Below are 23,921 nucleotides of genomic sequence, written 5' to 3'. Positions count from 1 at the left end.
GGGAAATCACGATTGGGGGAAGGACGAGGTCCGCGGCCCCTTGCGACGCCGTCGTCGAACGCCATCTTGAACGTCATGAAGGAAATCGACCTGACCGGAAAGATTCTTGTCGCGATGCCCGGGATGGGCGATCCGCGGTTCGCCCGCTCGGTCATCGTGATCTGCGATCACGGGGCGGATGGTGCCATGGGTTTGATCGTCAACAAGCCTGCCCCCCAATTGGATCTCGTTGACCTGCTGTCCCAGCTCGAGATCGAGCATACCGAGGATCTGAGCCATCCCGTTCATTTCGGTGGACCGGTCGAGGCTCAGCGCGGTTTCGTGCTTCATACGGACGACTATGCCGGCGATGAAAGCAGTCTCAGCCTGCCTTCCGGCATCCGGATGACCGCCACGCTCGAGGTTCTGCGCGACATGGCCCGGGGCACTGGACCCGCCCGCACGCTCGTGGCCCTCGGCTATGCCGGCTGGTCCCCCGGACAGCTCGAGGAAGAGATCGCGGACAATGGTTGGCTCGTCGGGGATGCAAGCGCGGATCTCATCTTCGATCCGGAAGCGGCCTCGATCTGGGGCGCGGCGATCCGCGCCATGGGCATCGATCCGCGCCTTCTTTCGGGTGCCGGCGGCCGGGCCTAACCCCTCGGGGCAGCAGCGCGTCTCAACCGGTCGTTGATCGCGCGGCCCAATCCTCGATCGGGGATGGGCGAGACGGCAATCGCCTCCGCGCCCATCCTGTCGAAGGCATGAAGATGCTCGAAGAGCCGCGCCGCCGCTTCGGTCAGATCGCCGCCGGGCGACAGGTTCAGATCGCATTCGACATCTCCGAACCCCAGAAGGACTTCGCCCGGGCGGCGCTCTTTGGCGTCGAGCCGCACGCGCCCTCTCGGGGCGTAATGCGAAAGGAGTTGACCCGGCGCGTCCGGTCTCGCTTTCGGCTCCTCCCGGGCGACGGGCCCCCCCAGGCATTCCTCGACTGCCTCGACGGGCAATCCACCCGGCCTCAGCAGCGCCACGTCGCCGTCGCGTACTGCAAGGATCGTCGACTCGACCCCGACATCGCAAGGCCCCCCGTCGAGAACGGCATCGATCCGGTCGCCCAGATGCCCGAGCACGTGCTCGGCGCTGGTCGCGCTCACCCGGCCTGACGGATTGGCAGACGGGGCCACGATCGGTCGGCCTACTCTGGTCAACAACTCGCGCGCCATGGCGTTGCCCGGAACCCGAACTCCCAGCGTCGCAAGTCCCGCCGTGGCGAGCGACGAGATCTCCGCGCCCTCCCGCATCGGCAGGACCAGCGTCATCGGCCCCGGCCAGAAGGTGCGCGCCAAGCGAAGACCGTCGCCTTCGAGGCTGACGAGTGCGCCGACGGCATCGAGATCCGGCAAATGGGCGATGAGCGGATTGAAGCTCGGCCTGTCCTTTGCGGCGTAGATGGCCGCGACCGCGAGATCGGACGTCGCATCGGCACCGAGGCCATAGACCGTCTCGGTCGGAAACGCCACGAGCCGGCCATCGATAAGAAGTTCCGCTGCCCGCGCGATCCCGTCCTGCCCTGTCAGTCGTTCGGCACTCATCCGTGGCATCCGTCTCTTTGCTTTCTCAAACACGCAGTCGACACTGGCACCGAAGCGCGCCATCGGCCCGTGTTGACGTGGCGTTGGCATTGCCCGAGGGCCCATGGGGCTTAGGCTCATACACGTGCTAGAATGGCCATAGCGCGGCGACGCCGTGCTTGCCAAGCCGCCGTTCCCGGGGGAGGAGGAGCCCATGCCGTATCGCGCGCCCGTCGAAGAGTATCGTTTCCTGCTCCGACACGTCGTGGGCCTCGACGAGGTGACCGCAACCGACCGCTTCTCGGAGGCGACGGACGAGACCGTTCGCGCCATCCTGCTCGAAGCCGGTCGCATCTGCGAAGAGGTGCTTTCTCCGCTTCAGCGGGTGGGCGACACCCATCCCGCCCGGCTCGAGAACGGGATCGTGCGGACGTCGCCGGGTTTTGCTGAAGGATATCGTGCGATCGCCGAGGGCGGTTGGGTCGGCATGTCTGCGGATCCGCAATATGGCGGGCTCGGCTTGCCGCTTTCGGTCACCAGCGCGGTGAACGAGATGATGGCGTCTGCCTGCCTCGCCTTGCAGCTCAACCCCCTGATGACCCAGGGCCAGATCGAGGCGCTCGAACATCACGCCAGCGACGAGATCAAGTCGCTCTACCTGCCGAAACTCGCCTCCGGTGAATGGTGCGGCACCATGAACCTGACCGAGCCCCAGGCCGGCAGCGACGTGGGCGCGCTCACGACGCGGGCCGAGGCAAGGGGCGACGGTACCTATGCCATCACCGGGCAGAAGATCTACATTTCCTGGGCCGACAACGATTTTTCCGCGAATGTCTGCCACCTCGTTCTCGCGCGGCTTCCGGGGGGGGCCGAGGGAACGCGCGGGATCAGTCTGTTCCTCGTTCCGAAGTACTTGCCGGATGCGGATGGAAATCCCGGCCGGGTGAACGAGCTCAGGGTGCTGAGCCTCGAACACAAGCTCGGGTTGCATGGATCGCCCACGGCAGTGATGGAATATGAGGGTGCGACCGGCTGGATGATAGGCGAGGATCACGGCGGGATGGCGGCGATGTTCACGATGATGAACAACGCCCGCCTCGGCGTCGGCGGGCAGGGGATCGGTGCCGCCGAAGGTGCCTATCAGCACGCGCTCGCCCATGCGATGGACCGACGTCAGGGCAAGGCCGGCGGATCGGGTGCGATCGTGGAACATCCGGACGTGCGCCGGATGCTCACCACCATGAAGGCCGAGATTCACGCCGCACGTGCCATTGCGCTCGCCAATGCAAAGGCGATCGACATGGCGAATGCGACCGGCGCGCCGGACTGGGTCGCCCGTGCGGCGTTCCTGACGCCGATCACCAAGGCCTTCGGCACCGAGACCGGTATCTTCGTGGCCACGGAAGGCATCCAGGTCCACGGCGGCATGGGGGTCATCGAGGAGACGGGTGCCGCGCAGTACAGTCGCGATGTCCGGGTGACCTCGATCTACGAGGGGACGAACGGCATCCAGGCCGTGGATCTCGTCGGTCGCAAGCTGAAGGATGGCGGCGAGACCGCCACGCGCCTCGTCTCCGAGATCCTGGCCGAAACGGATGCCTGCGCGGGCGAGATGCCGGATCTTGCCCAAACCGTGCGGGAGGCGGCCGAGATGCTCGAGCAGACGACGAAATGGCTCGTCGGGCAGGACATGTCCGACCGCCTGCCGGGGGCCGTGGCCTATCTCAGGGCATTTGCACGGATCCTCGGTGCGCACTATCACCTCCGCTCTGCGCGCAACGGGAACGATGCGCGTCGCGCGCTGGCCCGGTTCTACATCGAGCGGATGTTGCCCGAACATGCCGGTCTCCAGGTGCAGGTGCGCCGCGGCGGGGACGGGCTCTTCGACCTGACGCTCGACGATCTCGCCGCCGCTTGAGAATGATCCGAACCGACGTGCCGATCGGCCGCACCGCATCGTGACGGGAACACTGTCATTTTCATGGTCCGACCCACCGCAGGTCGGGGCGCCGCTTGTCGTCGCGCCTGGTATATCGCTCGTCCGGATGCCACTGCCGATGAAGCTCGACCATGTGAACTGCCTCATTCTCGACGAAGGGGATGGCTCCGTCACGGTGATCGATACCGGATTCGATACTCCGGAGACGCGGGATCTCTGGGCCCGGGTCCTCGGCGGCCGACGTGTCGGACGGATCGTCGTGACCCATCACCATCCCGACCATGTCGGGCTTGCCGGGTGGTTCCAGTCGCAGGGGGCCGAACTCTGGATGAGCCGCGTCGCGTGGTTGACGGCAAGGATGCTTCTGCTCGACATACGGGACCTTCCCGCGCCGGAGACCGTCGAGTTCTGGAAGGCCTGCGGGATGGACCGCGAGATCCTCGCCCGCAGGATCACCGAACGACCGTTCAATTTTGCCGATATGCTCAGCGACATGCCTCTCGGCCTGAACCGGCTGGAAGACGGCGCGCGGATCGCCATGGGTGGACGCGACTGGATCATCCGGATGGGTCAGGGGCACGCGCCCGATCAGGCGACCTTCTGGTGCGAGGCAGAAGACCTCGTCATCGGGGCAGATCAGCTCCTGCCGTCGATCTCACCGAATCTCAGTCTCTATGCGACCGAGCCGGACGCGGATCCGGTCGGCGAATGGCTGGCCTCGTGCGAGCGGTTTCTCGAGATCGCGACGGCAAATCAACTGGTCCTGCCGGGCCACAAGATGCCATATCGCGGTTTGCCGCTCAGGCTGGGGCAGCTCATCGCGAATCACCAAGGCGCGCTCGAAAGGCTTCTCCATCACATCTCGGAACCCCGGACCGCCGGAGAATGCTTTGCTCCGCTTTTCAAGAGGCGGATCGGATCGGGTGAGTACGGCCTCGCACTCGGCGAAGCGGCCGCGCATTGTCGGCATCTCGTCCATCTGGGTCGGGCCACGCGCGAGATGGGATCCGATGGGGCGTGGTACTACACGGCACTCTGACGCGGCATGAACGGATCCGTCTGCGCAATCGCGGACGACTTGACCCATCAGGCAAAGAAAAAGGCCGTTCGACGGATCGAACGGCCTTCTGAAACGATACGGTGCGACGTTTCAGCCCTGACGGGCCTTGAAGCGGCGCTGTGTCTTGTTGATGACGTACACGCGGCCCTTGCGGCGCACCACACGGCAATCCCGGTGGCGGGACTTAAGCGAACGAAGCGAGTTGCGAACCTTCATCCGTTCTCTCCCTTTTTCGCGGCGCGGGGCTCGCGCCGAAGTGAAACATGCCGGGGCGGACCCGACGGCGAATATCATGTGGCACATGGTGGGCGATACTGGGATCGAACCAGTGACCCCTTCGATGTCAACGAAGTGCTCTACCGCTGAGCTAATCGCCCTTACCCGTGCCTGAGCCGAGGATCCTGTGACGGGTTCCCCTGCCGGTGCGCGGTCTATAAATGGTCATACGCCCCTGTTCAAGCGGTTTTGCCGGACCATTTGCATTCCTGCGAAACCGCCGGGTAAGGGCCCCGCAAAACCGAGGACGAGATGGAGCAGAAGCCTTTCGATCTCCACCGGCCGGATGTGCCGACGACGTCCGTGGTCTTCGCATCCCCCCATTCGGGACGCGACTATCCGGATGAATTGCTGCGTGAATCCACATTGGCACCGGCGATTCTCCGATCATCCGAGGATGCATTCGTCGACCGGTTGCTCATGCATGCGCCCGAGACGGGTGCACCTCTTCTCTGCGCGCGGTTGCCGCGTGCGTGGCTCGACCTGAACCGGGCGCCCGGCGAACTCGATCCCGCCCTCATCAAGGGGCTCGGTCGCGGGCCCCACAATCCCAGGGTCGCCTCCGGCCTTGGCGTCGTGCCGCGCGTCGTCTCCGGCGGAAGGCCGATCTACGAAGGAAAGATCGCGCTCGCCACAGCAGAAGAGCGCATTCGGGATGCATGGCACCCGTATCACCGGACGCTTCGAGAACTCGTCAGCGACGCGCGCAACCGTTTCGGCGAGGCGATCCTGATCGATTGTCATTCGATGCCGCACGAAGCCCTCGAGCATCTGTCCGGCAAGCGGCCCGACATCGTGCTCGGCGACCGGTTCGGCGCGGCCGCGAGCGTCGAGATCGTGGATCGCCTGCAGACGATCTTTACTGATCTGGGGCTGTCATGCGCGCGCAACGTGCCGTTCGCGGGGGCCTACATTGCACAACATTACGGGCGGCCCGCAAAAGGTCAGCACGCGGTCCAGATCGAAATCGACCGCGCGCTTTACATGGACGAGGTGCGGATCGAGCCGCATCAGGGCTTCGACGCGTTCAAGTCCGTGATGGACAATGCCATCGAGGCCATCACGGAAATCGGCCGCCATCGCACGCAGTCGCTGGCGGCGGAGTGACGCGTCGTCGCGAAAGGCAATTGCGACTTCCCTGATCGTATCCAGTGAGACTACGGGGCAGATCCACGTGACCGTTCTGCATCGCTTTCCTTAGATCCGCCTGTCGGACGCACCGAACCCACTGCCCACTCATCTCAGGGCGCGCCCCTTAATGATCGCACCCTCACCCCAGCGGGCGCGGATCGCATCGGTTGCGCGTTCGGCACGCGCCCGATTGACGGCAAGCGGATCGAGGAGATCCCCGGCAATATCGGCTTCGTCGGCGGCACAGAGATCCGCAAGGCCGACCCCCAGCAGCCGGAACGGCCCTTCGCCGACAACCGGATCGAAAAGTCCTCGTGCCGTGCGGTAGATCCTGTCTGCAACCTGCGTGGGATCCCTGAGCGTCAACCGTCGCGTCAGGATCCGGTGATCGGCGCGCTTGAGCTTCAGCGTCACGACGCGACCGGCCAGGTCCTTCGCCTTGGCGCGACCCGATACCTTCTCCGAAAGCCGCCACAAGTGACCGTCGAGCAGATCCGGATCCGAGATATCCTCGCCGAAAGTCGTCTCGTTCGACAGGCCCCTGACCGGTTCGTGTGCCGAGACGCGGCGCGCGTCCTTGCCCCGTGCCAGTTGCCACAGGCGCGTTCCCATCCCGCCGAAGCGCGCCTCCAGATCGCGTTCGTCCCACCGCAGGAGATCCGCGATCGTCCGGATCCCAGCCCGGTCGAGCGCTTCGCGCGTGACCTGCCCGACACCCCAGATGAGGCCGACCGGCTTGTCGCGCAGAAAACATTCGGTTTCCGCGCGGCCGATCAGTGAAAAGCCGCGAGGCTTGTCGAGATCCGATGCGATCTTCGCGAGAAACTTGTTGTGCGAAAGGCCGATCGACCCGGTGATCCCGAGTTCCGACTGCATCCGGGCAACGAGGCGCGACAGCATGACGGCGGGTGGCGCGCCGTGGAGGCGATGGGTCCCTCCCAGATCCATGAATGCCTCGTCGAGGCTCAGCGGTTCGACGACCGGCGTGATCTCATCCATCATCGCCCGAATCTGCCGCGAGACGGCGGAATAGACTTCGAAACGCGGCTTCACGATCACTGCTTCGGGGCAGAGCTTCAGCGCCTGGAACATCGGCATCGCAGATCGCACGCCGCGGATCCGCGCGATGTAGCAGGCCGTGGTCACCACGCCGCGACGTCCGCCGCCGACGATCACGGGCTTGTCGCGCAGGGCCGGGTCGTCGCGCTTCTCGACGCTCGCGTAGAAGGCATCGCAATCCATATGTGCGATCGTGAGATCGCGAAGCTCCGGATGCGACGTGACCCGGGGCGAGCCGCAGGCGGGACAGCGCCGTGCAGCGTCGAAGGTCGTGTGACAATCGCGGCAGAGACTTGGCATGATCCCTAATCTAGGTGCGCGGGCGGCGCAGCGACAGGGCGTTTCGCCGCATCGCCCGGGTGAGATGTCTGCGCCTTGCACGCATCCTGCTAGGCGCGGCCGCCTGTTCCCGCTAGATTGGGTCAAAGCGCAGGAAAGCTAATCCATGACCGATACCCGTTCGACCCCGTCACGCCGCCCCCTGACCTTGCGCGATGTCTCGGAAGCCTCCGGGGTCAGCGAAATGACGGTGAGCCGCGTCCTGCGCAATCGCGGCGATGTGAGCGAGGCGACGCGAGAGCGCGTGCTCGAGGCCGCACGGACATTGGGCTACGTTCCGAACAAGATCGCGGGCGCGCTGGCCTCGAGCAGGGTGAACCTCGTGGCGGTGGTCATTCCGAGCCTGTCGAACATGGTGTTCCCCGAAGTGCTGTCGGGAATAGCCGAAGTTCTCGACGGAACGGACCTGCAGCCGGTCGTCGGCGTCACGAATTACAGCCCCGAGAGGGAGGAAAAGGTCCTCTACGAGATGCTGTCCTGGCGGCCATCGGGCATCATCGTCGCGGGAATCGAACATTCCGAGATCTCGCGACAGATGCTGCGCGCAGCCGACGCGCCGGTGGTCGAGATCATGGATGTCGACGGAGAGCCGGTCGACGCGGTCGTCGGCATCTCGCACAGGCGCGCGGGCCGGAAGATGGCCGAGGCGATCCTGAAGCAGGGCTTCGAGCAGATCGGTTTCCTCGGCACGCAGATGCCGCTCGATCATCGCGCCCGCAAACGGTTCGAGGGCTTCACCGAGACGCTCGCCAAGGCCGGGCTCGAGGTCGCGGACCAGGAATTCTATTCCGGCGGATCGGCCCTTCTGAAAGGGCGCGAGATGACGGCGGCGATGCTCGACCGATCGCCTGACATCGATTTTCTCTATTACTCCAACGACCTCATCGGGGCCGGCGGACTTCTCTACTGTATCGAACGCGGCTACGACATTCCGGGGCGGTTGGGACTTGCCGGGTTCAACGGCGTCGAGCTGCTGCAGGGATTGCCGCGCAGGCTCGCCACGATGGATACCGAGCGTCACCAGATCGGGCGCGAGGCGGCGGGTATCGTCGCCCGACGCGCAGAGGGCGGAGGCGGGGGAGAGCGGATCGAGATCGAGCCGCGCATCTCGCACGGCGACACGCTCCGTCGCTACAAACCCTGAGGCATCCACGCGCGCGTCATGTGGCGTTTCCGTTCGAAGCCCGGGATGCGCGCCACCTCGAATCCTGCATCTGCCAGAGCGCGACGCACGTGGCCGGCCGCGCTGTAGGTGGCAGCGGTCCCCCCGGGTGCTGTATGGCCTCCGACCTGCGACAGGATCGTATCGGACCAGAGGGCGGGGTTCTTCGCTGGCGAGAACCCGTCCAGAAACCACGCATCGGCTCGTCCGCGCCACGGTGGCAGGGTCTTTTCCGCAGGGCCTTCGATCACGTGAAGCGAAAGACCCGGCAGCGCGATCTCGCGCGTGCCGGTCGCCCATGCCTCACATAGATCGGCGGCGAGCGGTGCGAGCGTCGGAAAGGCCGCCAGTGCGCGCGCCATCTCATCCGCGCCCAGCGGATGCGCCTCGAAGCTCGTGAAGGCGAGGGTGCCGTCCTGTCCGCTTTCCCGCCAGAGCGCCCAGGCGGCAAGCGCGTTGAGGCCGGTGCCGAAGCCCAGTTCCGCGATATGGAATCCCGGCCTGAACCGCGCGGGCAGGTCGTTGCCGTCGAGAAACACGTGCCGCGTCTCGTCGAGGCCGCCATTCAACGAATAATAGGGGTCGTCGTATCGCGAAGAGACGGGCACTTCCTCGCGCCAGTCGATTCTCTCTGACATGACTGCCACCCCTTGCCGGCCGGTCTTCGCGCGGCGTAGCTGATCGTGTCCATCGGCGGAAGGGGCTTTCATGGCAATCGACGTGACCATCCGGGGTGCCGGAATCTTCGGGCTCTCGATCGCATGGGTGCTGCTCTGTCGCGGTGCGCAAGTCCGGATCATCGACCCAAACGGTCCCGGGGCAGGGGCATCGGGTGGAATCGTCGGCGCGCTCGCTCCGCACGTGCCCGAGAACTGGAACGCGAAGAAGGCCTTCCAGCTTCGTTCGCTCCTGTCGGCCGAGACCTTCTGGACCGGGATTGCCCAAGCCGGCGGCATCGATCCCGGCTATGCGCGGAGCGGCCGGTTGCAGCCCCTTGCGGATGACAATGCCGTCGCGCTGGCCCATGCGCGCGCCCGATCCGCCGCGACGCTCTGGCAGGGACAGGCGGATTGGTGCGTCGAGCGTTCGGACGATCAGCCGATCTCCGCGCCTTCGGGGTGGCTCGTCCGCGACACGCTGAGCGCACGGATCCATCCCGCCCGCGCCTGCCGGGCCCTCGCCGCCGCAATCGAGACGCAGGGCGGTATCGTGGCGCGCGAGGGGCTTAACGAGGGTGCCGTGGTCTGGGCCACCGGTGCCGCCGGCCTTGCGGCGCTGTCGCAGGATCTGGGGCGCGAGGTCGGGCGGGGGATCAAGGGGCAGGCGGCGCTCCTTGCCTATTCGGCACCGCATATGCCGCAACTCTTCGTCGATGGTCTGCACGTCGTTCCTCATGCCGACGGCACGATCGCCGTCGGATCGACCACCGAGCGCGATTTCGATACGCCCGACCGTTGCGACGCTCAGACAGAGGGCATCGTCGCCCGTATTCGCTCGAGCCTGCCATGGCTCGAAGACGCCCCGGTCGTCGCGCGCTGGGCGGGGCTCAGGCCACGGGCACGCTCGCGCGCGCCGATGCTCGGGCCATGGCCCGGCCGGCCGGGGCATTTCGTCGCCAATGGCGGATTCAAGATCGGCTTCGGCATGGCCCCGGAGGTCGCGCGCGTCATGGCCGACCTGATCCTCGATGGACACGACACGATCCCCGAGGGCTTTGCAGTCGCTGACAACCTCTGATCCTCAGATCAGGAAATCCCCGAGCGTATCGACCTCCGACTGGGGGATCTCGTGCTTTCCGGGGTGCCAGGCCAGCATGACGTCGGCCTTCTGCATCGAGAACCAATCGGCGATCGCCTGCGTGACCTCGGGCGGAGGGCTGTCATCCGTCTTTCCACCTGTCACGAGCACGCGCGTCATGGCAAGCGCGGGAACGTCGCCCCCGGCGATGGGCCGCGTCGGGTGGAGGAGTGCGATCGCATCGAAGAGCCCTGGCGCAGCGATTGCCACGGCCGCAAGCACGTCCGCTCCGCGAGAATGACCGATCCCCGTAACGCGACGTGCGCCCGTTCGTTCGATCTCTTCTCTCGCGGCGGACGCCATGGCCCGACCCAGTTCCGCAAGATCGGGCTCGCCTGTCCCGCCCGTCTCCCGGGAGGTCGAGACCACATGCGCTTCGGGCAGGAACGTGCATGCCGCACCGTGAAGCTGGTCGACGGGCCGTCCCTCTGCATGGAAGGTCAGGACCAGATGATCGTCTGTCCCGGCCGAACGTTTCGCCACGAAACTCACCCGAGGTCCACGAGCTCGCGTTCAAGCCTTTCGCGCAGGTATTCGTGTTGCGCCGGCAGCTTCAGCGCCCGACCGAGCGTCTCCCGATCCTCGTCACGCTCGAAGCCCGGCTCGTCCGTCGCGATTTCGAAAAGGACGCCGCCGGGGCTGCGGAAATAGATCGCCCAGAAATAGTCGCGGTCGATCGGCGGCGTGACATCGTAGCCGGCCGAGACGAGTTCCGCGCGCATCTCGAGCTGGCGGGCACGCGTCGCGACCGAAAAGGCGACATGGTGGACGGACCCGGCCCCCTGCGACGCGGGGGGCATGTCCTCCGCGACCTCGACATCGACGATCCCGGCTGTCCCGTCCGTGATGGCCAGCCGTGTGACCTCGTCGCAGACTTCGATCTGTTCATACCCCATGAAGCGCAACAGCGCAATGGTCGCATCGGAGTCGCGAAGGCGCAGCGTGACGGAATGAAGGCCGCGGATCGCCATCCGTTCGGGGATGCCTCCTTCGGTCCAAGGCGCTCGCGTGTCGCCCGGATCCTCGACAAGCGCCAGGTCAGCGCCGTCCGGCCCTGCGACCTGAAGGCGCGTCTCGCCAAAGCCGTTCTCGCCCCGCTCGACAGCGACCCCGCGCGCCTCAAGCCGTTCGATCCAGTCTTCCGCACTGCCCTCGGGGATCGACAGGGCCGTCGTCGACACCTCTCCCGTTCCAGGGCGTCCGCGTGCGGCATCGGGAAAGGGGAAATACGTGATGACCGTGCCGGGCCGGCCGATCTCGTCTCCGTAATAGAGATGATAGATCTCGGGTGCGTCGAAATTCACGGTCTTCTTCACTCGACGGAGCCCGAGCGTTTCCGCAAGGAAGGCTTCCGTGTTCCGTGCGTCCGATGAGAGGGCGGTGACGTGATGAAGTCCGCTGACGGCGTTGCGCATCTATGGCTTCTCGCTTCAAGAAATTTCTTGCAGAATGCGACAGGACGGCGCGCGGCGAAACCCCCGTCCCTCTGCGGATGTCCCATCCACGCGTTGACGGCCCGATCATACGTTCGCGTGAATGATCGGGCAGGGGGCTTCCGGTCCTTTTGCCGGTGCGAGGCTTTTGAAACGTGCCCGGCGACGCTTACATGGCCTTGCGAGACATATCCAAGATGGAGCCCAAAATGGCCTTGCGTATCGGCGACACCGCACCGGATTTCACCGCCAATTCCACCGAAGGCGAGATCCGCTTCCACGACTGGATCGGGGATGGCTACGCGATCCTCTTCAGCCACCCGAAGGATTTCACGCCCGTCTGCACGACCGAACTCGGTGCGATGGCCGGAATGTCCGAGGAATTCGCGAAGCGGAATGCCAAGATCATGGGAATCTCGGTTGATCCGGTCGAGGATCACGTGAGATGGAAGAGCGATATCGCGAGCTATACCGGCCATGAGGTCCGCTATCCCATGATCGGCGATCCCGATATGGAGATCGCCAAGCTCTACGACATGCTGCCTGCCGAGGCGTCGGGCGATCCTTCAAAGCGGACGCCGGCGGACAACCAGACGGTCCGCACCGTCTTCATCATCGGGCCCGACCGGAAGGTGAAGTTGAGCCTGACCTATCCCATGACGACCGGCCGCAACTTCGACGAGATCCTGCGGGCGCTCGACAGCATCCGCCTCACGGCCGAACACAAGGTCGCGACGCCGGCGGGCTGGGTTCAGGGCGGCGACGTCATCGTCACCGGTGCCGTCAGCGACGACGAGGCGCGCGAGAAATTCGGCAGCTTCGAGCAGAAGCTTCCGTATCTGCGGACCACGAAGCAGCCCGGATAACTCCGGTGGCCGAGGCCGGCGCGTCATCCTGACGGGATAGCGCGTCGGCCCGCCTCGACATCCGGTTCAGTCCCTCCCAGGCGGTGAGCGCCATGAGTGGTGCCTGACTTCAGTGATACGGCATGCGGCCCCTCGCGACGCTTGTCGATCCGTGTCAGTAACCGGGTAGTTCGCCCCGTCCGCCGGAGGGCTCTTGCCACAGAATTCCACTTTTGGTCTCAGCCTGGCGCTGGCCGCCGTGCTTCTGCTGTCGCCCGACACCCTCCTCATGCGGGTGTCCGGGCTCGACGGGTTCGAGATGATGGCCTGGCGCGGAGGGCTCGTGTCGATCGTGATGCTGTCGCTCTGGCTCGTGACCTCTCGCGACAGGTCGGGCGATCTTGCGGCCTTCGCCAGCGGGCCGGGACTGGTCGCGACGCTCTGCCAGGCTGCCAATGCGATCCTTTTCGCGACCGGCATCGCGGTTGCCCCAGTGGCGGTCGTGCTCTTCGCGCTCGCCACGGTTCCGATCTGGGCCGCGATCCTCGGCGCGCTTTTCCTGGGGGACAGGATCGGCCGCGCGACGGCCGTGACCTGCATTGCCGTGCTCGCGGGGATCGGACTTTCGGTGCTTGCGGGCGGACATGGCGATGGTGGCGTGAATCCGGTTCTCGGGGCGTTCTGCGGGCTCCTGACGGCGATCGCGCTTGCGGGCGCGTTCACGAGTTATCGCGCGGCCCCCCGGCTGCCGATCATGCTCAGCCTCGGGGTCGGTGCGGGTCTTGGCGGTACTCTCGGGCTCGTGGTTTCCGGAGGGGGCGAGGCAGACGGTCTAGCGCTCACCGCCATCGCGACGACAGGGGCCATCATTCTTCCGGCAGCGTTCTTCATGCTGGGCAGCGCATCGCGATACACGAGCGGTGCGAATGTCAGCCTCTTCATGTTGCTCGAAACGGTTCTGGGGCCGATCATCGTCTGGATCGCGCTGGGCGAGGCGGTTCCGCCGCTCTCGCTACTGGGTGGCGCGATCGTGGTGGTCTCACTCGCGCTATATCTCTCGCACCAGCGGCGCGCGCTCAGGCGATCATCGTCCTGATCGCGAGAGCCACGACCCCGAGCGCGGCCACGCTCAGCACCCAGATCAGGACGAACCATCCGAGCCGTCTCAGCATCAGTGATAGCCGTCGCCATGGCCCAGCTTGCCGCGGAAGACCCAGTAGGCATAGATCGTATAGGCCAGGATGATCGGTACGAGGATCACTGCGCCCACGAACATGAAGAGCTGCGAGCTCTCGGGGCTGGCCGCGTCCCAAAGCGTGACTTCCGGCGGGATGACGTAAGGCCACATGCTCAGCCCCAGCCCCACGAAGCAAAGCCCGAAGAGTGCAAGACTGATCGCGAAGGGCATCCAGTCGTTGCGCTCGTCGAAAAGTTCCTTGGCAAGCCAGAGCGCGAGTCCCACGACCACGATCGGCACCGGCGAGACCTCGAGTATCTGCGGCCAAGCGAGCCAGCGTTCGAAATACGATTGCTCAAGGAACGGCGTGGCAAGGCTGACCGCCCCGATGAAGCCCACGGTGGCGAACCCGAATGTCCGCGCCAGCACGCGGATGCGATGCTGGGCGGGGCCCGCGACGCGCCAGTTGAGCCAGCACGCGCCGAGCAACGCGTATCCGCAGACGACCGCAACCCCGCAGAGCATCGTGAACGGCGTGAGCCAGTCGAGCCAACCACCCCCGTAGGCGCGACCGTCCACCTCGATCCCCTGCAGAAGCGTGCCGAGGATCATGCCCTGCGTCAGTGCGGCGACCAGGGATCCGCCGATGAAGGCCCCGTCCCAGAACCATTCGGCGAACCGTCCCGCGGCGCGCCAGCGAAATTCGAAAGCCACGCCGCGAAAGACAAGGCCCAGAAGCATGGCGATGACGAGCGGATAGACCGCCGGCATGATGATCGCGTAGGCCATCGGGAACGCTGCAAAAAGACCCCCTCCGCCCAGGACCAGCCACGTCTCGTTACCGTCCCAGACCGGTGCGACCGTGTTCATCATGAGGTCGCGATCCTGCTTTTCGGGAAAGAAGGGATAGAGGATCCCGATGCCCAGATCGAACCCGTCGAGCACCACGTAGACATAGACGGCGAAGGCCAGAAGCAGCGCCCAGGCGATCGTAAGGTCGAAACTCACTTCCATGGCACACCTATTCCGCTGGATGGGGAGAGTGGCGCAGCGTCTCGCCGGGGGCGGGCGTGATGCCGGCCGTGCGGATCGGGCCCTGATGGATATCGTCGTTCGTCTCGCCGCGTTCGGGTGGCTTGGCCATGAGCTTCAACAGATAGACGACGCCTGCGCCGAAGATCGCGAAATAGATGACGATGAAGGCGAGGAGGGACGCCCCGACCGCCGACGCGGCGAGGGGGGAGGCCGATTCCGCCGTCAGCAGCTCTCCGTAGATCGTGTAGGGCTGGCGCCCCACCTCGGTCGTAATCCATCCTGCGAGCACCGCCACGAGGCCGGATGGCCCCATCAGGAGGGCGGCGCGATGCAACCACCGATCGTAGTAGAGATCCCCGCGCCAGCGCGACCAGAGCGACCAGATCCCGACCCCGACCATCAGGAGGCCGAGCCCGACCATGACGCGGAAGCTCCAGAAGACGATGGCCACGGGCGGCTGCAGATCGCGCGCGACCGTGTCCAAGCCGTCGAGCGACGCGTTCCAGCCCTTTTCGAGAATCGGACCGCCGATATGCGGGATCTCGACCTTCCAGCGCACCTCCTGCGCCTCCTGATCGGGAATGCCGAAGAGGATGAGCGGGATCCCGTCCTCGCTGCTCTCGAAATGGCCCTCCATGGCGAGGACCTTCGTCGGCTGATGCTCCAAGGTGTTGAGACCCTGTTCGTGACCCGCCACGATCTGCAGCGGGGCGACCAGCGCGGCCATCCACATCGCCATCGAGAACATCGTCCGCACGCCCCGATTGTGGCCGCGCCCCTGCAGCAGGTGCCAGGCCCCCACGCCGCCGACGATGAAGGCGGTCGTCAGATATGCGGCGATGAGCGTATGGACGAGGCGATAGGGAAAGGACGGATTGAAGACGATCGCCCACCAGTCCTGGGGAAGGAACTGGCCGTTCTCGCCGATGATGTATCCGGCGGGCGTGTGCATCCAGCTGTTGACCGACAGGATCCACGTGGCCGAGATCGCTGTGCCGACGGCGACCATGAGGCAGGCGACCATGTGGAGGCCGTTGCCGACCTTCTCGCGACCGAAGAGCATGATGCCGAGGAATCCCGCTTCGAGGAAGAACGCGGTCAGCACCTCGTATGCCATGAGCGGACCGATCACCGGCCCCGCAAGATCGGAGAATACCGACCAGTTGGTCCCGAATTGGTAGGACATGACGATGCCCGACACGACGCCCATCGCAAAGCTGATCGCAAAGATCTTCACCCAGTAGGTGAAGAGCCTGAGATATGCCTCGTCCCGCGACCAGAGATAGAGACCGTTTAGGACAGCGAGGAAACTGGCGAGCCCGATGGTGAATGCGGGAAAGATGAAATGGAACGCGACGGTAAAGGCGAACTGGATCCGGGCAAGAAGGATCGCGTCGAAGCCGAGGGACATGTCCATGGGATACCTCGCGGAGTTGGACGATCCTGAACTAGCTTGAAGCCATCTTGCCACCAATATGACACGATGACCTAGCGTCTTGATCGGGGTCGAGAAGCCTTTCCCTGATCCTGTTCGGCAGATGCGAGGCGAAACGCTTGACGAGAGTCTCCATCAGGTCGCGTCGCCGCTCGGGCGCAAGGCCTTCGACACCCTGGAGACAGGCATAGGGTGCCGCGCCGTCCGCGATCCGCGCAAGGTCGTCCGCAAAACTCGAATCCCGTCCGTCGCGCAGATAGACGAGGTCGGGTGATGGCAGCACGGGAACGCCCTGCGCCATTTCCGCATGATTGGCGAGAGAGACGGCCGAATACTGCGCGCGGTCGCGAAAGCGGAACCAGACCTGTGCGTCGAGCAACCCCGGATGCGCGGCAAGCGCCTCCTCGATCGTCGGCACGCGAAGTGGATGCGGCACGTGGGGGACGCGCAGGAATGTCCTCTCGAATCCCATGAGGCGCGCACCCACCTCCTGCGAGACGAGATGCGACGGGCGGGTGTCGGGGCGGCCGACAGCACGCTTGAGCGCTGACTTCGCCCGGAAGAGGGGCCGCGCGGCGCGGGTCTTTATCATCTCGCCCCGCAGGACCGGGAGTCCCCCCTGAAAGAAGTCGCCCGGTGTCGCGGTGCTGTTCAGGAACATGTCGTCATTGAAGTAGACGAAGCTCGGCGAAAGGCCGGGGATCCGGTGCATCGCCCCTTCGATAGCGCGCGTGTTGAAGTTGGGACGCGCGGCCGGCAGCCCGTTGAAGATTACATCGTGATCGACGACCTCGATGCCGTCGGGGGCGGAAAGTCCGCTCGCCGCGAAAAGCTCCAGATCCGCGGGGACCTGATTGTCGGTGACGAGAAAGATGCGACGGATGAACGGCGCGAATTTCAGGATCGACGCGATCGCGACATAGATCTCGCCGGACTGAACGAAACGGGTCTCGTCCCCGTCCGCCGGTGCCTGCGCGTATTCCGCGCGAGCTGCCCGGTGGACGGGATCGGCCCCATCCACCCAGGCGATCACTGCGTCGATCGTCACCTTGCGGCCGCTCTAGCCCATCTTGGGATAGAGGACGACGGTCGTGTCAATCGGCACATTGTCATAGAGGATCGTGATATGCTCGTTGATAAGGCCGGCACAGCCGTTGGAGACGGCCTGACCGATGGACCGCTGATCGCCAGTGCCGTGGATCCTGAGATAGGTGTCGCCACGACCCGGCTGGAAGAGATAGAGCGCGCGCGCGCCCAGCGGATTGCCCGGGCCGCCGGGCATCCCGTCCTCCTCGTATTTCGCGTAAAGCTCGGGCTCACGTTCGATCATGCCGGGTGTAGGCTTCCAGGATGGCCATTTCTTCTTGGCTCCGACATAGAACTGACCCGCCTCATAAAGCGAGTCGCGCCCGACGCGGCAGGGATACCGCATCGCCATCCCTTCGGGTCGCGTATGGAAAAGCTGGAAATGATCGGGGAATACGTGGATCTGGTTGGGCGGCAGCGGCGCGCGCATCTGCACCAGCGTCGGGGGTGGAACGCCCGCTGCCTGCGCCTCGACCCGCGAAGAGGCCAGTCCAGCCGCACCGAAGGCCGCCAGGCCCGTCATCATGAAATCACGTCTTTTCATCATTTTCTCCAGAAATGCCTGCGGACCTCAACGCGATCACGACCGGATCGTGCGATGCGTCTCACGCGGTTTTGATGGAATGGGCGCGATCCGCAATCGACCGTATCATGCCCGAACTTCTCGTGAAATTCCAATGTTCCCGAACGGCGACGGGCCCCGCAGGTCATGCGGGGCCCGGCACCGGTCGTTTGGAAGGGGCGGCTTATTCGGCCGCTTCCTCCTTCTGCGTCTCTTCGCCGGTCTCCTGATCGACCATCTTCATGGCAAGGCGCACCTTGCCGCGATCGTCGAAGCCCAGAAGTTTCACGAAGACCTCCTGGCCTTCCTTCAGGACGTCCGAAGGATGGTTCAGGCGGCGATTCTCGATCTGGCTGACATGGACCAGTCCGTCGCGCTTGCCGAAGAAGTTCACGAAGGCACCGAAATCGACGATCTTCACGACCGTTCCGCGGTAGACCTTGCCTTCCTCGGGCTCGGCGACGATCGAATGGATCATGTCGTAGGCACGCTGGATCGCAGCACCGTCGGCCGATGCGATCTTGATCACGCCGTCGTCGTTAATGTCGACCTTCGCGCCCGACGTCTCGACGATTTCGCGGATCACCTTGCCGCCCGATCCGATGACTTCGCGGATCTTGTCGGTCGGAATCTGCATCGTCTCGATGCGCGGAGCGTAGGAGCTGAACTCGCCGGCACCCGAAAGGGCCTTGTTCATCTCGCCCAGGATGTGCATCCGGCCGGCCTTGGCCTGATCGAGCGCGCGCTCCATGATCTCGGACGTGATGCCCGCGACCTTGATGTCCATCTGCAGCGACGTGATGCCGTTCTCGGTGCCGGCGACCTTGAAGTCCATGTCGCCGAGGTGATCCTCGTCGCCGAGGATGTCGGTCAGGATCGCGTATTCACCGCTGTCTTCCAGGATCAGACCCATCGCGACGCCCGCGACCGCCGATTTCAGCGGCACGCCCGCATCCATCATGCTGAGCGATCCGCCGCAGACCGACGCCATCGAGGAGGAGCCGTTCGATTCGGTGATCTCGGACACGACGCGAATCGTGTAGGGGAAGTCGGTCGCGGCAGGCAGGACGGCCTGAAGCGCACGCCAGGCGAGCTTGCCGTGGCCGATCTCACGACGACCCGGAGGTCCGAAACGGCCCACTTCGCCGACCGAGTAGGGCGGGAAGTTGTAATGCAGCAGGAAGTTCGAGCGATACGTCCCCTGCAGCGCGTCGATCATCTGCTCGTCGTCGCCGGTGCCGAGCGTCGTGATGACGAGGCCCTGGGTCTCTCCCCGGGTGAAGAGCGCCGATCCATGGGTCCGGGGCAGAAGGCCGGTTTCGGCCACGATCGGACGAACCTCGTCGGTGCGACGGCCGTCGATGCGCTTGCCGGACTTGACCACGTCACCGCGCAGCACAGAGGATTCGAGCTTCTTGAGCGCAGAACCCAGGTTCTCGTCGGCGAGCTGATCTTCGGTCAGCGCGGCCCGGATGTCCTCCTTGGCCTTGGAGACCGCGTTCGTCCGCTCCTGCTTGTCGGTGATCGCATAGGCATCGCGCATCTTCTGCTCGCCTGCGGATTTCACCGCGTCGAAGAGCACGGAGTAATCGGCCGGCTGGAAGTCGAACGGCTCCTTCGCGGCATCCTCGGCAAGCGAGATGATGAGGTCGACGACCGGCTTCAACTGTTCGTGCGCGAAGTTCACCGCGCCGAGCATCTCAGCCTCGGTCAACTCGTAGGCCTCGGACTCGACCATCATCACGGCGTCCTTGGTGCCCGCGACGACCAGGTCCAGACGCTGATCGGGCTTGTTCTTGAGATCGTGCATGTCGTCGATCTCGGGGTTGAGGACGTATTCGCCACCTTCGTAGCCGACGCGGCAGCCGGCGATCGGTCCCATGAACGGCGCGCCCGAAATGGTCAGCGCAGCCGAGGCCGCGATCATCGCCACGATGTCGGGATCGTTGACGAGGTCATGGCTCAGCACGGTGCAGATCACCAGGACTTCGTTCTTGAATCCCGGTACGAACAGCGGACGGATCGGCCGGTCGATGAGGCGCGATGTCAGCGTCTCCTTCTCGGTCGGGCGCGCCTCGCGCTTGAAGAAGCCGCCCGGGACCTTGCCGGCGGCATAGTATTTCTCGTTGTAGTGAACGGTCAGCGGAAAGAAGTCCTGGCCCGGCTTCTGCTCCTTGGCGAAGGTCACGTTGGCCATGACGCTGGTCTCGCCGAGCGTCGCGATCACGGAGCCGTCCGCCTGACGCGCGACCTTGCCGGTCTCGAGCGTCAGGGTCTCCTCGCCCCATTGCATCTCTTTTTTCGTTTCGTTGAACATCTGTCGTATCCTATCTGGACCGGCACGGAGCGTTCCCCGGCGGCCCTGTTTCATGGCGGCCGTATTGCCGCCGACCCCTCTTCGTCCATCGTTTCATGGCACCCAGGGGCCCGGGGCGTCACGTCTCAGATTGCGGGCACATACAGGAAACGCCCTTCCTTGGCCAGTGTCGGCCTTCGGACGATTGCCGCGTCAGGTTCCGGATGCGCCGAGTTCGATCGCCGAGAGGTGCCAGCGACGTTCGGTCGCCGTGCAGCCCGGCACGTCGTCGCATTTCCGCAGGGTCGCTGTTCCGGACCTCGTATCGGGAATGCCGCGTCTCACGACCGAAACGGTCACGGGAACCTCGGCATAGATCGTGCCGGCCGCCCCTTCGAGGCGCGCGGGGCCAGCGGCGTGTCCCTCGACCGACTGGTAGGACAGCATCGCGCGCTCGAACTCGTCGATCCCCTCCGCGCCGGTGGGGGATGCGGGAGACCACATGGCGTGGGCGCGGGCGTATTGGCCGGAGGCGAGCGCGGAATAATACGCATCCACGACATCGCCCGGCTTTGTCGGGGCCTCGCCGCTTTCTGGAAACATGACGCAGCCAGCGGGCGCTCCGAGGCTCAGTATTGCAAGAAGGGCTCGACGTGACATGGCGGCAATCGGGTTCGCGATGCGGGGGATTGCGAGGGGCACAAGAAAAAGGGCCGCCCGATGGCGACCCTTTCGATCTTCGGCGCTCAGCGGCGGATGCCGAGGCGCTTGATCAGGTCCTGATAGCGGGCCTCGTCGCGGGCCTTGGTATAGTCGAGCAGCTTGCGGCGCTGGGCCACGAGCTTCAGAAGGCCACGGCGCGAGTGGTTGTCCTTCTTGTGCGTCTTGAAGTGCTCGGTCAGCGACGTGATGCGGTGCGTGAGGATCGCAACCTGCACTTCGGGCGAACCGGTGTCGCCGTCCTTCGTCGCGAAATCCTTGAGGACGCGCTGCTTTTCTTCAGGGGTGATCGACATCGGGGATCTCCTTCGTTCGAGGTGTCTTGAGACGGCGCGGCCCGGGATGTCGTCCAGTGCCGGCCCATGTGCCGCGATCTTGCGGATGCGCGCCTATAGGGGATTCGCGGCCTCTTGGGAACCCCCGTCGGATCCCCAGGGCGCAGGCGCGACCCCGTAGCCGATATAGAGCGGATGCTTCGGATGGCCGTGCTTCGTCAGGCCCAGATGGTGCACGGCTACGCCATGCGCCCTCAGCAGCCCCTCGACCTCGCGTCCGCGATCGAGAAGCGCACCATGCGTGCCCCAGGCGCAGACCACACGGTCGGCCCAATCGGCCCCCTCGAGGATCGCGCCGTCGTTTCCGGCACCCACCGGCTCCCCGCAGGTCCTTAGCCCCTTGGGATCGGTGCTTCTCCAAGCGAAGATGTTGCAGACCCGGAAGGCGCCGAAGCCCTGTGCGCGGGCGCGACGCTCGCAACGTTCCACGGTCGGGTCGTTCTGGTATTCCGTCGCGGTCGAAGGGTTCAGCATGACGAAGAGGACCCTGGGCCCCTCTGGATCCCAGATACGCGTCAGCGCGAAGCGGTAGCGTTCGCAATCGGAATATGTGGCGATGCTTTCCGCATCGCCCTTCTGGAAAGACCGTTCGATCATGCCGGACGGTTCAGCACGCGTGACGGATGGATCATCCCCGCGCGATATGTCCCGATGGCGAGCGCGCGTCCGTCATGCATGGCCCAGACGGTATCGCCGAAATCGGCATCGGTCCGCAGGACCTCGACCGGATTGCCGTTGGCAAGCTTCGACACAGACATCCCGGCCACCTGCGCGACCGGCACATGTCCCAGCCCCGCCTCGATCCCGAGCAGCAATTCGTCGATCGCGGGCGTCCGCGCGAGTTCGTCGATCGTCTCGAACCGCACCGCATCGTCGAGCGTGAAGGGCCCCGACCACATCCGCCGCAGATGCGTGACATGCGCGCGGGTGCCGAGGGCCTCGCCCAGATCGCGCGCGATGGAGCGCACGTACCCGCCCTTGCCACAGACCAGGCGCAGGATCGCACGGTCGGGATCGGGCCTGCCGAGAAGATCGAGGCTCTCGACATGAAGCGGTCGCGCGGCAAGCTCCATCTCGACCCCCTCCCGGGCGAGGTCGTAGGCACGCTCGCCCTCGACCTTGACGGCGGAAACCTGGGGCGGGACCTGCTCGATCTCACCCACGAAGGCCGGCAGCGCGTCGGCGACCGCGGCGTCCGAGGGGCGCACGTCGCTCGTCGCGATGATCTCGCCCGAGGCGTCGTCGGTCGTGGTCGCCGCCCCGAAGGCGATGCCGAACTCGTAGGCCTTGAGCGCATCTGTCAGAAGCGACACGGTCTTCGTGGCCTCGCCGAGTGCGACGGCCAGAATGCCGGTCGCGTCCGGGTCGAGCGTTCCGGCATGGCCCGCCTTCTTCGCTTCGAAGGCCCAGCGCACCTTGTTCACGACCTGCGTCGATCCGATCCCGGCGGGCTTGTCGATGACGACCCAGCCCGAGACGTCGCGGCCCTTGCGTCTGCGCCCCATCTCAGCCGGCCTCGCTGACGGTGCCGATGATCGGCCCCATCGGTCGCCCGAAATCGTTGCGGCCCGTTCCGGCGTCGTAGAGCCGCGAGATGTTGCCGTCGAAATAGAGCGCGTCGCGCAGCCCGAGGCCGTCGCGGAAGAACCGCCCGAACAGGTCGAAATTCACACGATCCTCCGAAATTACGAGCCAGAGTTTATGACCGTCCTCGCTCACCCCCGCGCCGTTGCGGACATAGATCGAGGTGCTGTCAGGCAGGAAGCGGGGATGAAGGTCGCCACCGATCACCAGCATGGGCCCCGATTGCGTCGCAAAGCGGCAATCGGGCCGCGTCTCGGCGAAACGACGGCTCTCGATGATCCGGGCGCGATCCTCCCCGAAGCAGAGCACGCCGTTCGGGAGCAGCCCGAAATTGCCGGGGCCCTCGCGCGTGACGATGCCGCGCCGCTCCTCGCCCTCTTCGACGAAGAGCCCGACGGGAGAGCGGTCCGCATGGTACATGCCCGCATTCATCGCGACGCCGAGCCGTTCCCCGCGCGTCGACAGCGCACGGTCGAGCGCCGAGAAACTGCCATAGGGTGTGCCGTCCGCATCCCCGAGCCAGAGCCGCAGTGTCTCGGTCCGCAGATCGACCTCGCAGACGGTGAAGCGCGCACCGTCGAAGCGCGTCGTCTCGCAATCCCCGCCCGAGGCCCAGCCGGGCAATGCGAGCGCCGCGAGCATCGCCGCGAGGCGGAGCATCATTCGCCGTCTCCGTCCGGGGCGTCGTCCTCGATATCTCGGCGCACCTCGTCGCGGGCAAAGAGCTCGCGGGTCTCGTCCATCCGGTCGAAGGTCTCGTCGATGACGAAGCGCAGGTCCGGCGTGTACTTGAGCGTCATTTCCTTGCCGAGCGCGCGGCGAAGTTCGTGCTTGTTGCGCTTGAGCGCGGCGATCGCCTCCGGACGGTTCCCCCCGCCCAGAGGCAGGCAGTAGACCGTCGCGATCTTGAGATCCGGCGTCGCACGCACCTCGGACACGGTGATCGACATGCGGTTCAGCTCGGGGTCGTGGATGTCACCGCGGTTGAGCACGTCCGACAGCGTGCGCCGGATGAGTTCGCCCACGCGAAGCTGGCGGTTCGAGGGACCGGGCCCGTCGTTGAAGCGGTTCTTGGACATGCGCCCGCATCTAGGCCC

26 protein-coding genes and 1 tRNA gene are annotated in these 23,921 nt (G+C 65.3%); 8 read left to right on the top strand and 19 right to left on the bottom strand.

What is annotated here, in order from left to right; all coding sequences use genetic code 11:
• Positions 1 to 75 precede the first annotated feature (75 nt).
• Entirely contained in the window at positions 76 to 636 is a 561-nt protein-coding gene (locus RVY76_RS10480) for a YqgE/AlgH family protein (protein ID WP_317376754.1), read from the top strand.
• Here the strand turns inward: RVY76_RS10480 and RVY76_RS10475 are convergent.
• Positions 633 to 1,583 carry an L-threonylcarbamoyladenylate synthase gene (locus tag RVY76_RS10475; RefSeq protein WP_317373902.1) on the bottom strand — a complete coding sequence of 317 codons (951 nt, stop codon included), beginning with the start codon at positions 1,581 to 1,583 and terminating at the stop codon, positions 633 to 635. The genes RVY76_RS10480 and RVY76_RS10475 overlap by 4 nt on opposite strands.
• 184 nt (positions 1,584 to 1,767) lie before the next feature.
• On the opposite strand from RVY76_RS10475, the gene RVY76_RS10470 reads away from it, so the two are divergent.
• Positions 1,768 to 3,471, top strand: coding sequence for an acyl-CoA dehydrogenase (locus tag RVY76_RS10470; protein ID WP_317373900.1), 1,704 nt, complete (start codon positions 1,768 to 1,770; stop codon positions 3,469 to 3,471).
• A gap of 139 nt (positions 3,472 to 3,610) precedes the next feature.
• Positions 3,611 to 4,531 carry an MBL fold metallo-hydrolase gene (locus RVY76_RS10465; RefSeq protein ID WP_317373899.1) on the top strand — a complete coding sequence of 307 codons (921 nt, stop codon included), beginning with the start codon at positions 3,611 to 3,613 and terminating at the stop codon, positions 4,529 to 4,531.
• Positions 4,532 to 4,642: 111 nt separating this feature from the next.
• Here the strand turns inward: RVY76_RS10465 and ykgO are convergent, their stop codons facing one another.
• Positions 4,643 to 4,768, bottom strand: coding sequence for a type B 50S ribosomal protein L36 (ykgO, locus tag RVY76_RS10460; protein WP_028287243.1), 126 nt, complete (start codon positions 4,766 to 4,768; stop codon positions 4,643 to 4,645).
• Between the two features lie 86 nt (positions 4,769 to 4,854).
• Positions 4,855 to 4,929: transfer RNA gene (locus tag RVY76_RS10455), tRNA-Val, on the bottom strand.
• Between the two features lie 151 nt (positions 4,930 to 5,080).
• On the opposite strand from RVY76_RS10455, the gene RVY76_RS10450 reads away from it, so the two are divergent.
• The gene (locus RVY76_RS10450; RefSeq protein ID WP_317373898.1) at positions 5,081 to 5,935 is read left to right on the top strand and encodes an N-formylglutamate amidohydrolase; all 855 of its coding nucleotides are present in this window, start codon (positions 5,081 to 5,083) and stop codon (positions 5,933 to 5,935) included.
• A 129-nt stretch (positions 5,936 to 6,064) separates the two neighbouring features.
• Here RVY76_RS10450 and RVY76_RS10445 read toward each other — a convergent pair whose 3' ends face one another.
• A complete protein-coding gene (locus tag RVY76_RS10445; protein WP_317373897.1) occupies positions 6,065 to 7,318 on the bottom strand; it encodes a DNA polymerase IV in 1,254 nt (417 codons plus the stop codon).
• A gap of 145 nt (positions 7,319 to 7,463) precedes the next feature.
• Between RVY76_RS10445 and RVY76_RS10440 the strand changes: the two genes are divergently transcribed.
• Positions 7,464 to 8,501, top strand: a complete 1,038-nt coding sequence (locus tag RVY76_RS10440; RefSeq protein WP_317373896.1) for a LacI family DNA-binding transcriptional regulator — start codon at positions 7,464 to 7,466, stop codon at positions 8,499 to 8,501.
• Here the strand turns inward: RVY76_RS10440 and mnmD are convergent.
• Complete coding sequence (gene mnmD / locus RVY76_RS10435) at positions 8,489 to 9,157, bottom strand: tRNA (5-methylaminomethyl-2-thiouridine)(34)-methyltransferase MnmD (RefSeq protein WP_317373894.1); 669 nt, start codon at positions 9,155 to 9,157, stop codon at positions 8,489 to 8,491. The genes RVY76_RS10440 and mnmD overlap by 13 nt on opposite strands.
• 70 nt (positions 9,158 to 9,227) lie before the next feature.
• On the opposite strand from mnmD, the gene RVY76_RS10430 reads away from it, so the two are divergent.
• Positions 9,228 to 10,256 (top strand): FAD-binding oxidoreductase, encoded by a 1,029-nt coding sequence (locus RVY76_RS10430; protein ID WP_317373893.1) that lies wholly within the window; start codon positions 9,228 to 9,230, stop codon positions 10,254 to 10,256.
• A gap of 3 nt (positions 10,257 to 10,259) precedes the next feature.
• Here RVY76_RS10430 and RVY76_RS10425 read toward each other — a convergent pair whose 3' ends face one another.
• Both RVY76_RS10425 and RVY76_RS10420 read right to left on the bottom strand, forming a co-directional pair.
• Positions 10,260 to 10,799 carry an alpha/beta hydrolase gene (locus tag RVY76_RS10425; protein WP_317373891.1) on the bottom strand — a complete coding sequence of 180 codons (540 nt, stop codon included), beginning with the start codon at positions 10,797 to 10,799 and terminating at the stop codon, positions 10,260 to 10,262.
• Between the two features lie 5 nt (positions 10,800 to 10,804).
• On the bottom strand, positions 10,805 to 11,731 hold the full coding sequence (locus tag RVY76_RS10420; protein WP_317373890.1) for a VOC family protein: 927 nt from the start codon (positions 11,729 to 11,731) through the stop codon (positions 10,805 to 10,807).
• A gap of 227 nt (positions 11,732 to 11,958) precedes the next feature.
• Here RVY76_RS10420 and RVY76_RS10415 point away from each other — a divergent pair, with 227 nt between their 5' ends.
• Both RVY76_RS10415 and RVY76_RS10410 read left to right on the top strand, forming a co-directional pair.
• Entirely contained in the window at positions 11,959 to 12,615 is a 657-nt protein-coding gene (locus RVY76_RS10415) for a peroxiredoxin (protein ID WP_317373888.1), read from the top strand.
• 193 nt (positions 12,616 to 12,808) lie between these two features.
• The gene (locus RVY76_RS10410) at positions 12,809 to 13,690 is read left to right on the top strand and encodes a DMT family transporter (protein ID WP_317373887.1); all 882 of its coding nucleotides are present in this window, start codon (positions 12,809 to 12,811) and stop codon (positions 13,688 to 13,690) included.
• Here the strand turns inward: RVY76_RS10410 and RVY76_RS10405 are convergent.
• The 12 genes from RVY76_RS10405 to rbfA all read right to left on the bottom strand — a co-directional run bounded on the left by RVY76_RS10405 (position 13,671) and on the right by rbfA (position 23,903).
• Positions 13,671 to 13,766: a DUF2474 family protein gene (locus tag RVY76_RS10405; protein ID WP_317373886.1), complete on the bottom strand. Its 96-nt coding sequence runs from the start codon at positions 13,764 to 13,766 to the stop codon at positions 13,671 to 13,673. The two genes, RVY76_RS10410 and RVY76_RS10405, sit on opposite strands and share 20 nt — an antisense overlap.
• Complete coding sequence (cydB, locus tag RVY76_RS10400; protein ID WP_317373885.1) at positions 13,766 to 14,785, bottom strand: cytochrome d ubiquinol oxidase subunit II; 1,020 nt, start codon at positions 14,783 to 14,785, stop codon at positions 13,766 to 13,768. The genes RVY76_RS10405 and cydB overlap by 1 nt, the downstream gene beginning before the upstream one ends.
• Positions 14,786 to 14,792: 7 nt before the next feature.
• Positions 14,793 to 16,223 carry a cytochrome ubiquinol oxidase subunit I gene (locus tag RVY76_RS10395; protein ID WP_317373884.1) on the bottom strand — a complete coding sequence of 477 codons (1,431 nt, stop codon included), beginning with the start codon at positions 16,221 to 16,223 and terminating at the stop codon, positions 14,793 to 14,795.
• Between the two features lie 31 nt (positions 16,224 to 16,254).
• Positions 16,255 to 17,289 carry a Stealth CR1 domain-containing protein gene (locus RVY76_RS10390; protein WP_317373882.1) on the bottom strand — a complete coding sequence of 345 codons (1,035 nt, stop codon included), beginning with the start codon at positions 17,287 to 17,289 and terminating at the stop codon, positions 16,255 to 16,257.
• Between the two features lie 12 nt (positions 17,290 to 17,301).
• Positions 17,302 to 17,853: a L,D-transpeptidase gene (locus RVY76_RS10385; RefSeq protein WP_410795990.1), complete on the bottom strand. Its 552-nt coding sequence runs from the start codon at positions 17,851 to 17,853 to the stop codon at positions 17,302 to 17,304.
• Positions 17,854 to 18,073: 220 nt separating this feature from the next.
• Entirely contained in the window at positions 18,074 to 20,206 is a 2,133-nt protein-coding gene (gene pnp / locus RVY76_RS10380; protein WP_317373880.1) for a polyribonucleotide nucleotidyltransferase, read from the bottom strand.
• 192 nt (positions 20,207 to 20,398) lie between these two features.
• On the bottom strand, positions 20,399 to 20,788 hold the full coding sequence (locus RVY76_RS10375; protein ID WP_317373878.1) for a hypothetical protein: 390 nt from the start codon (positions 20,786 to 20,788) through the stop codon (positions 20,399 to 20,401).
• A gap of 143 nt (positions 20,789 to 20,931) precedes the next feature.
• Positions 20,932 to 21,201, bottom strand: a complete 270-nt coding sequence (gene rpsO, locus RVY76_RS10370; protein WP_317373876.1) for a 30S ribosomal protein S15 — start codon at positions 21,199 to 21,201, stop codon at positions 20,932 to 20,934.
• 93 nt (positions 21,202 to 21,294) lie between these two features.
• Positions 21,295 to 21,837, bottom strand: coding sequence for a DUF1643 domain-containing protein (locus tag RVY76_RS10365; protein WP_317373875.1), 543 nt, complete (start codon positions 21,835 to 21,837; stop codon positions 21,295 to 21,297).
• A complete protein-coding gene (gene truB, locus RVY76_RS10360; RefSeq protein ID WP_317373873.1) occupies positions 21,834 to 22,745 on the bottom strand; it encodes a tRNA pseudouridine(55) synthase TruB in 912 nt (303 codons plus the stop codon). The genes RVY76_RS10365 and truB overlap by 4 nt, the downstream gene beginning before the upstream one ends.
• Position 22,746: 1 nt before the next feature.
• Positions 22,747 to 23,484 (bottom strand): phosphodiester glycosidase family protein, encoded by a 738-nt coding sequence (locus tag RVY76_RS10355; RefSeq protein ID WP_410796030.1) that lies wholly within the window; start codon positions 23,482 to 23,484, stop codon positions 22,747 to 22,749.
• Positions 23,484 to 23,903 carry a 30S ribosome-binding factor RbfA gene (gene rbfA, locus RVY76_RS10350; protein ID WP_317373871.1) on the bottom strand — a complete coding sequence of 140 codons (420 nt, stop codon included), beginning with the start codon at positions 23,901 to 23,903 and terminating at the stop codon, positions 23,484 to 23,486. The genes RVY76_RS10355 and rbfA overlap by 1 nt, the downstream gene beginning before the upstream one ends.
• Positions 23,904 to 23,921: the final 18 nt, after the last annotated feature.

It is taken from the genome of Palleronia sp. LCG004 (assembly GCF_032931615.1).
GTDB lineage: Bacteria > Pseudomonadota > Alphaproteobacteria > Rhodobacterales > Rhodobacteraceae > Palleronia.
Note: the sequence above shows the minus strand (reverse complement) of the source record. Positions and strands in the feature narration are given on the sequence as shown.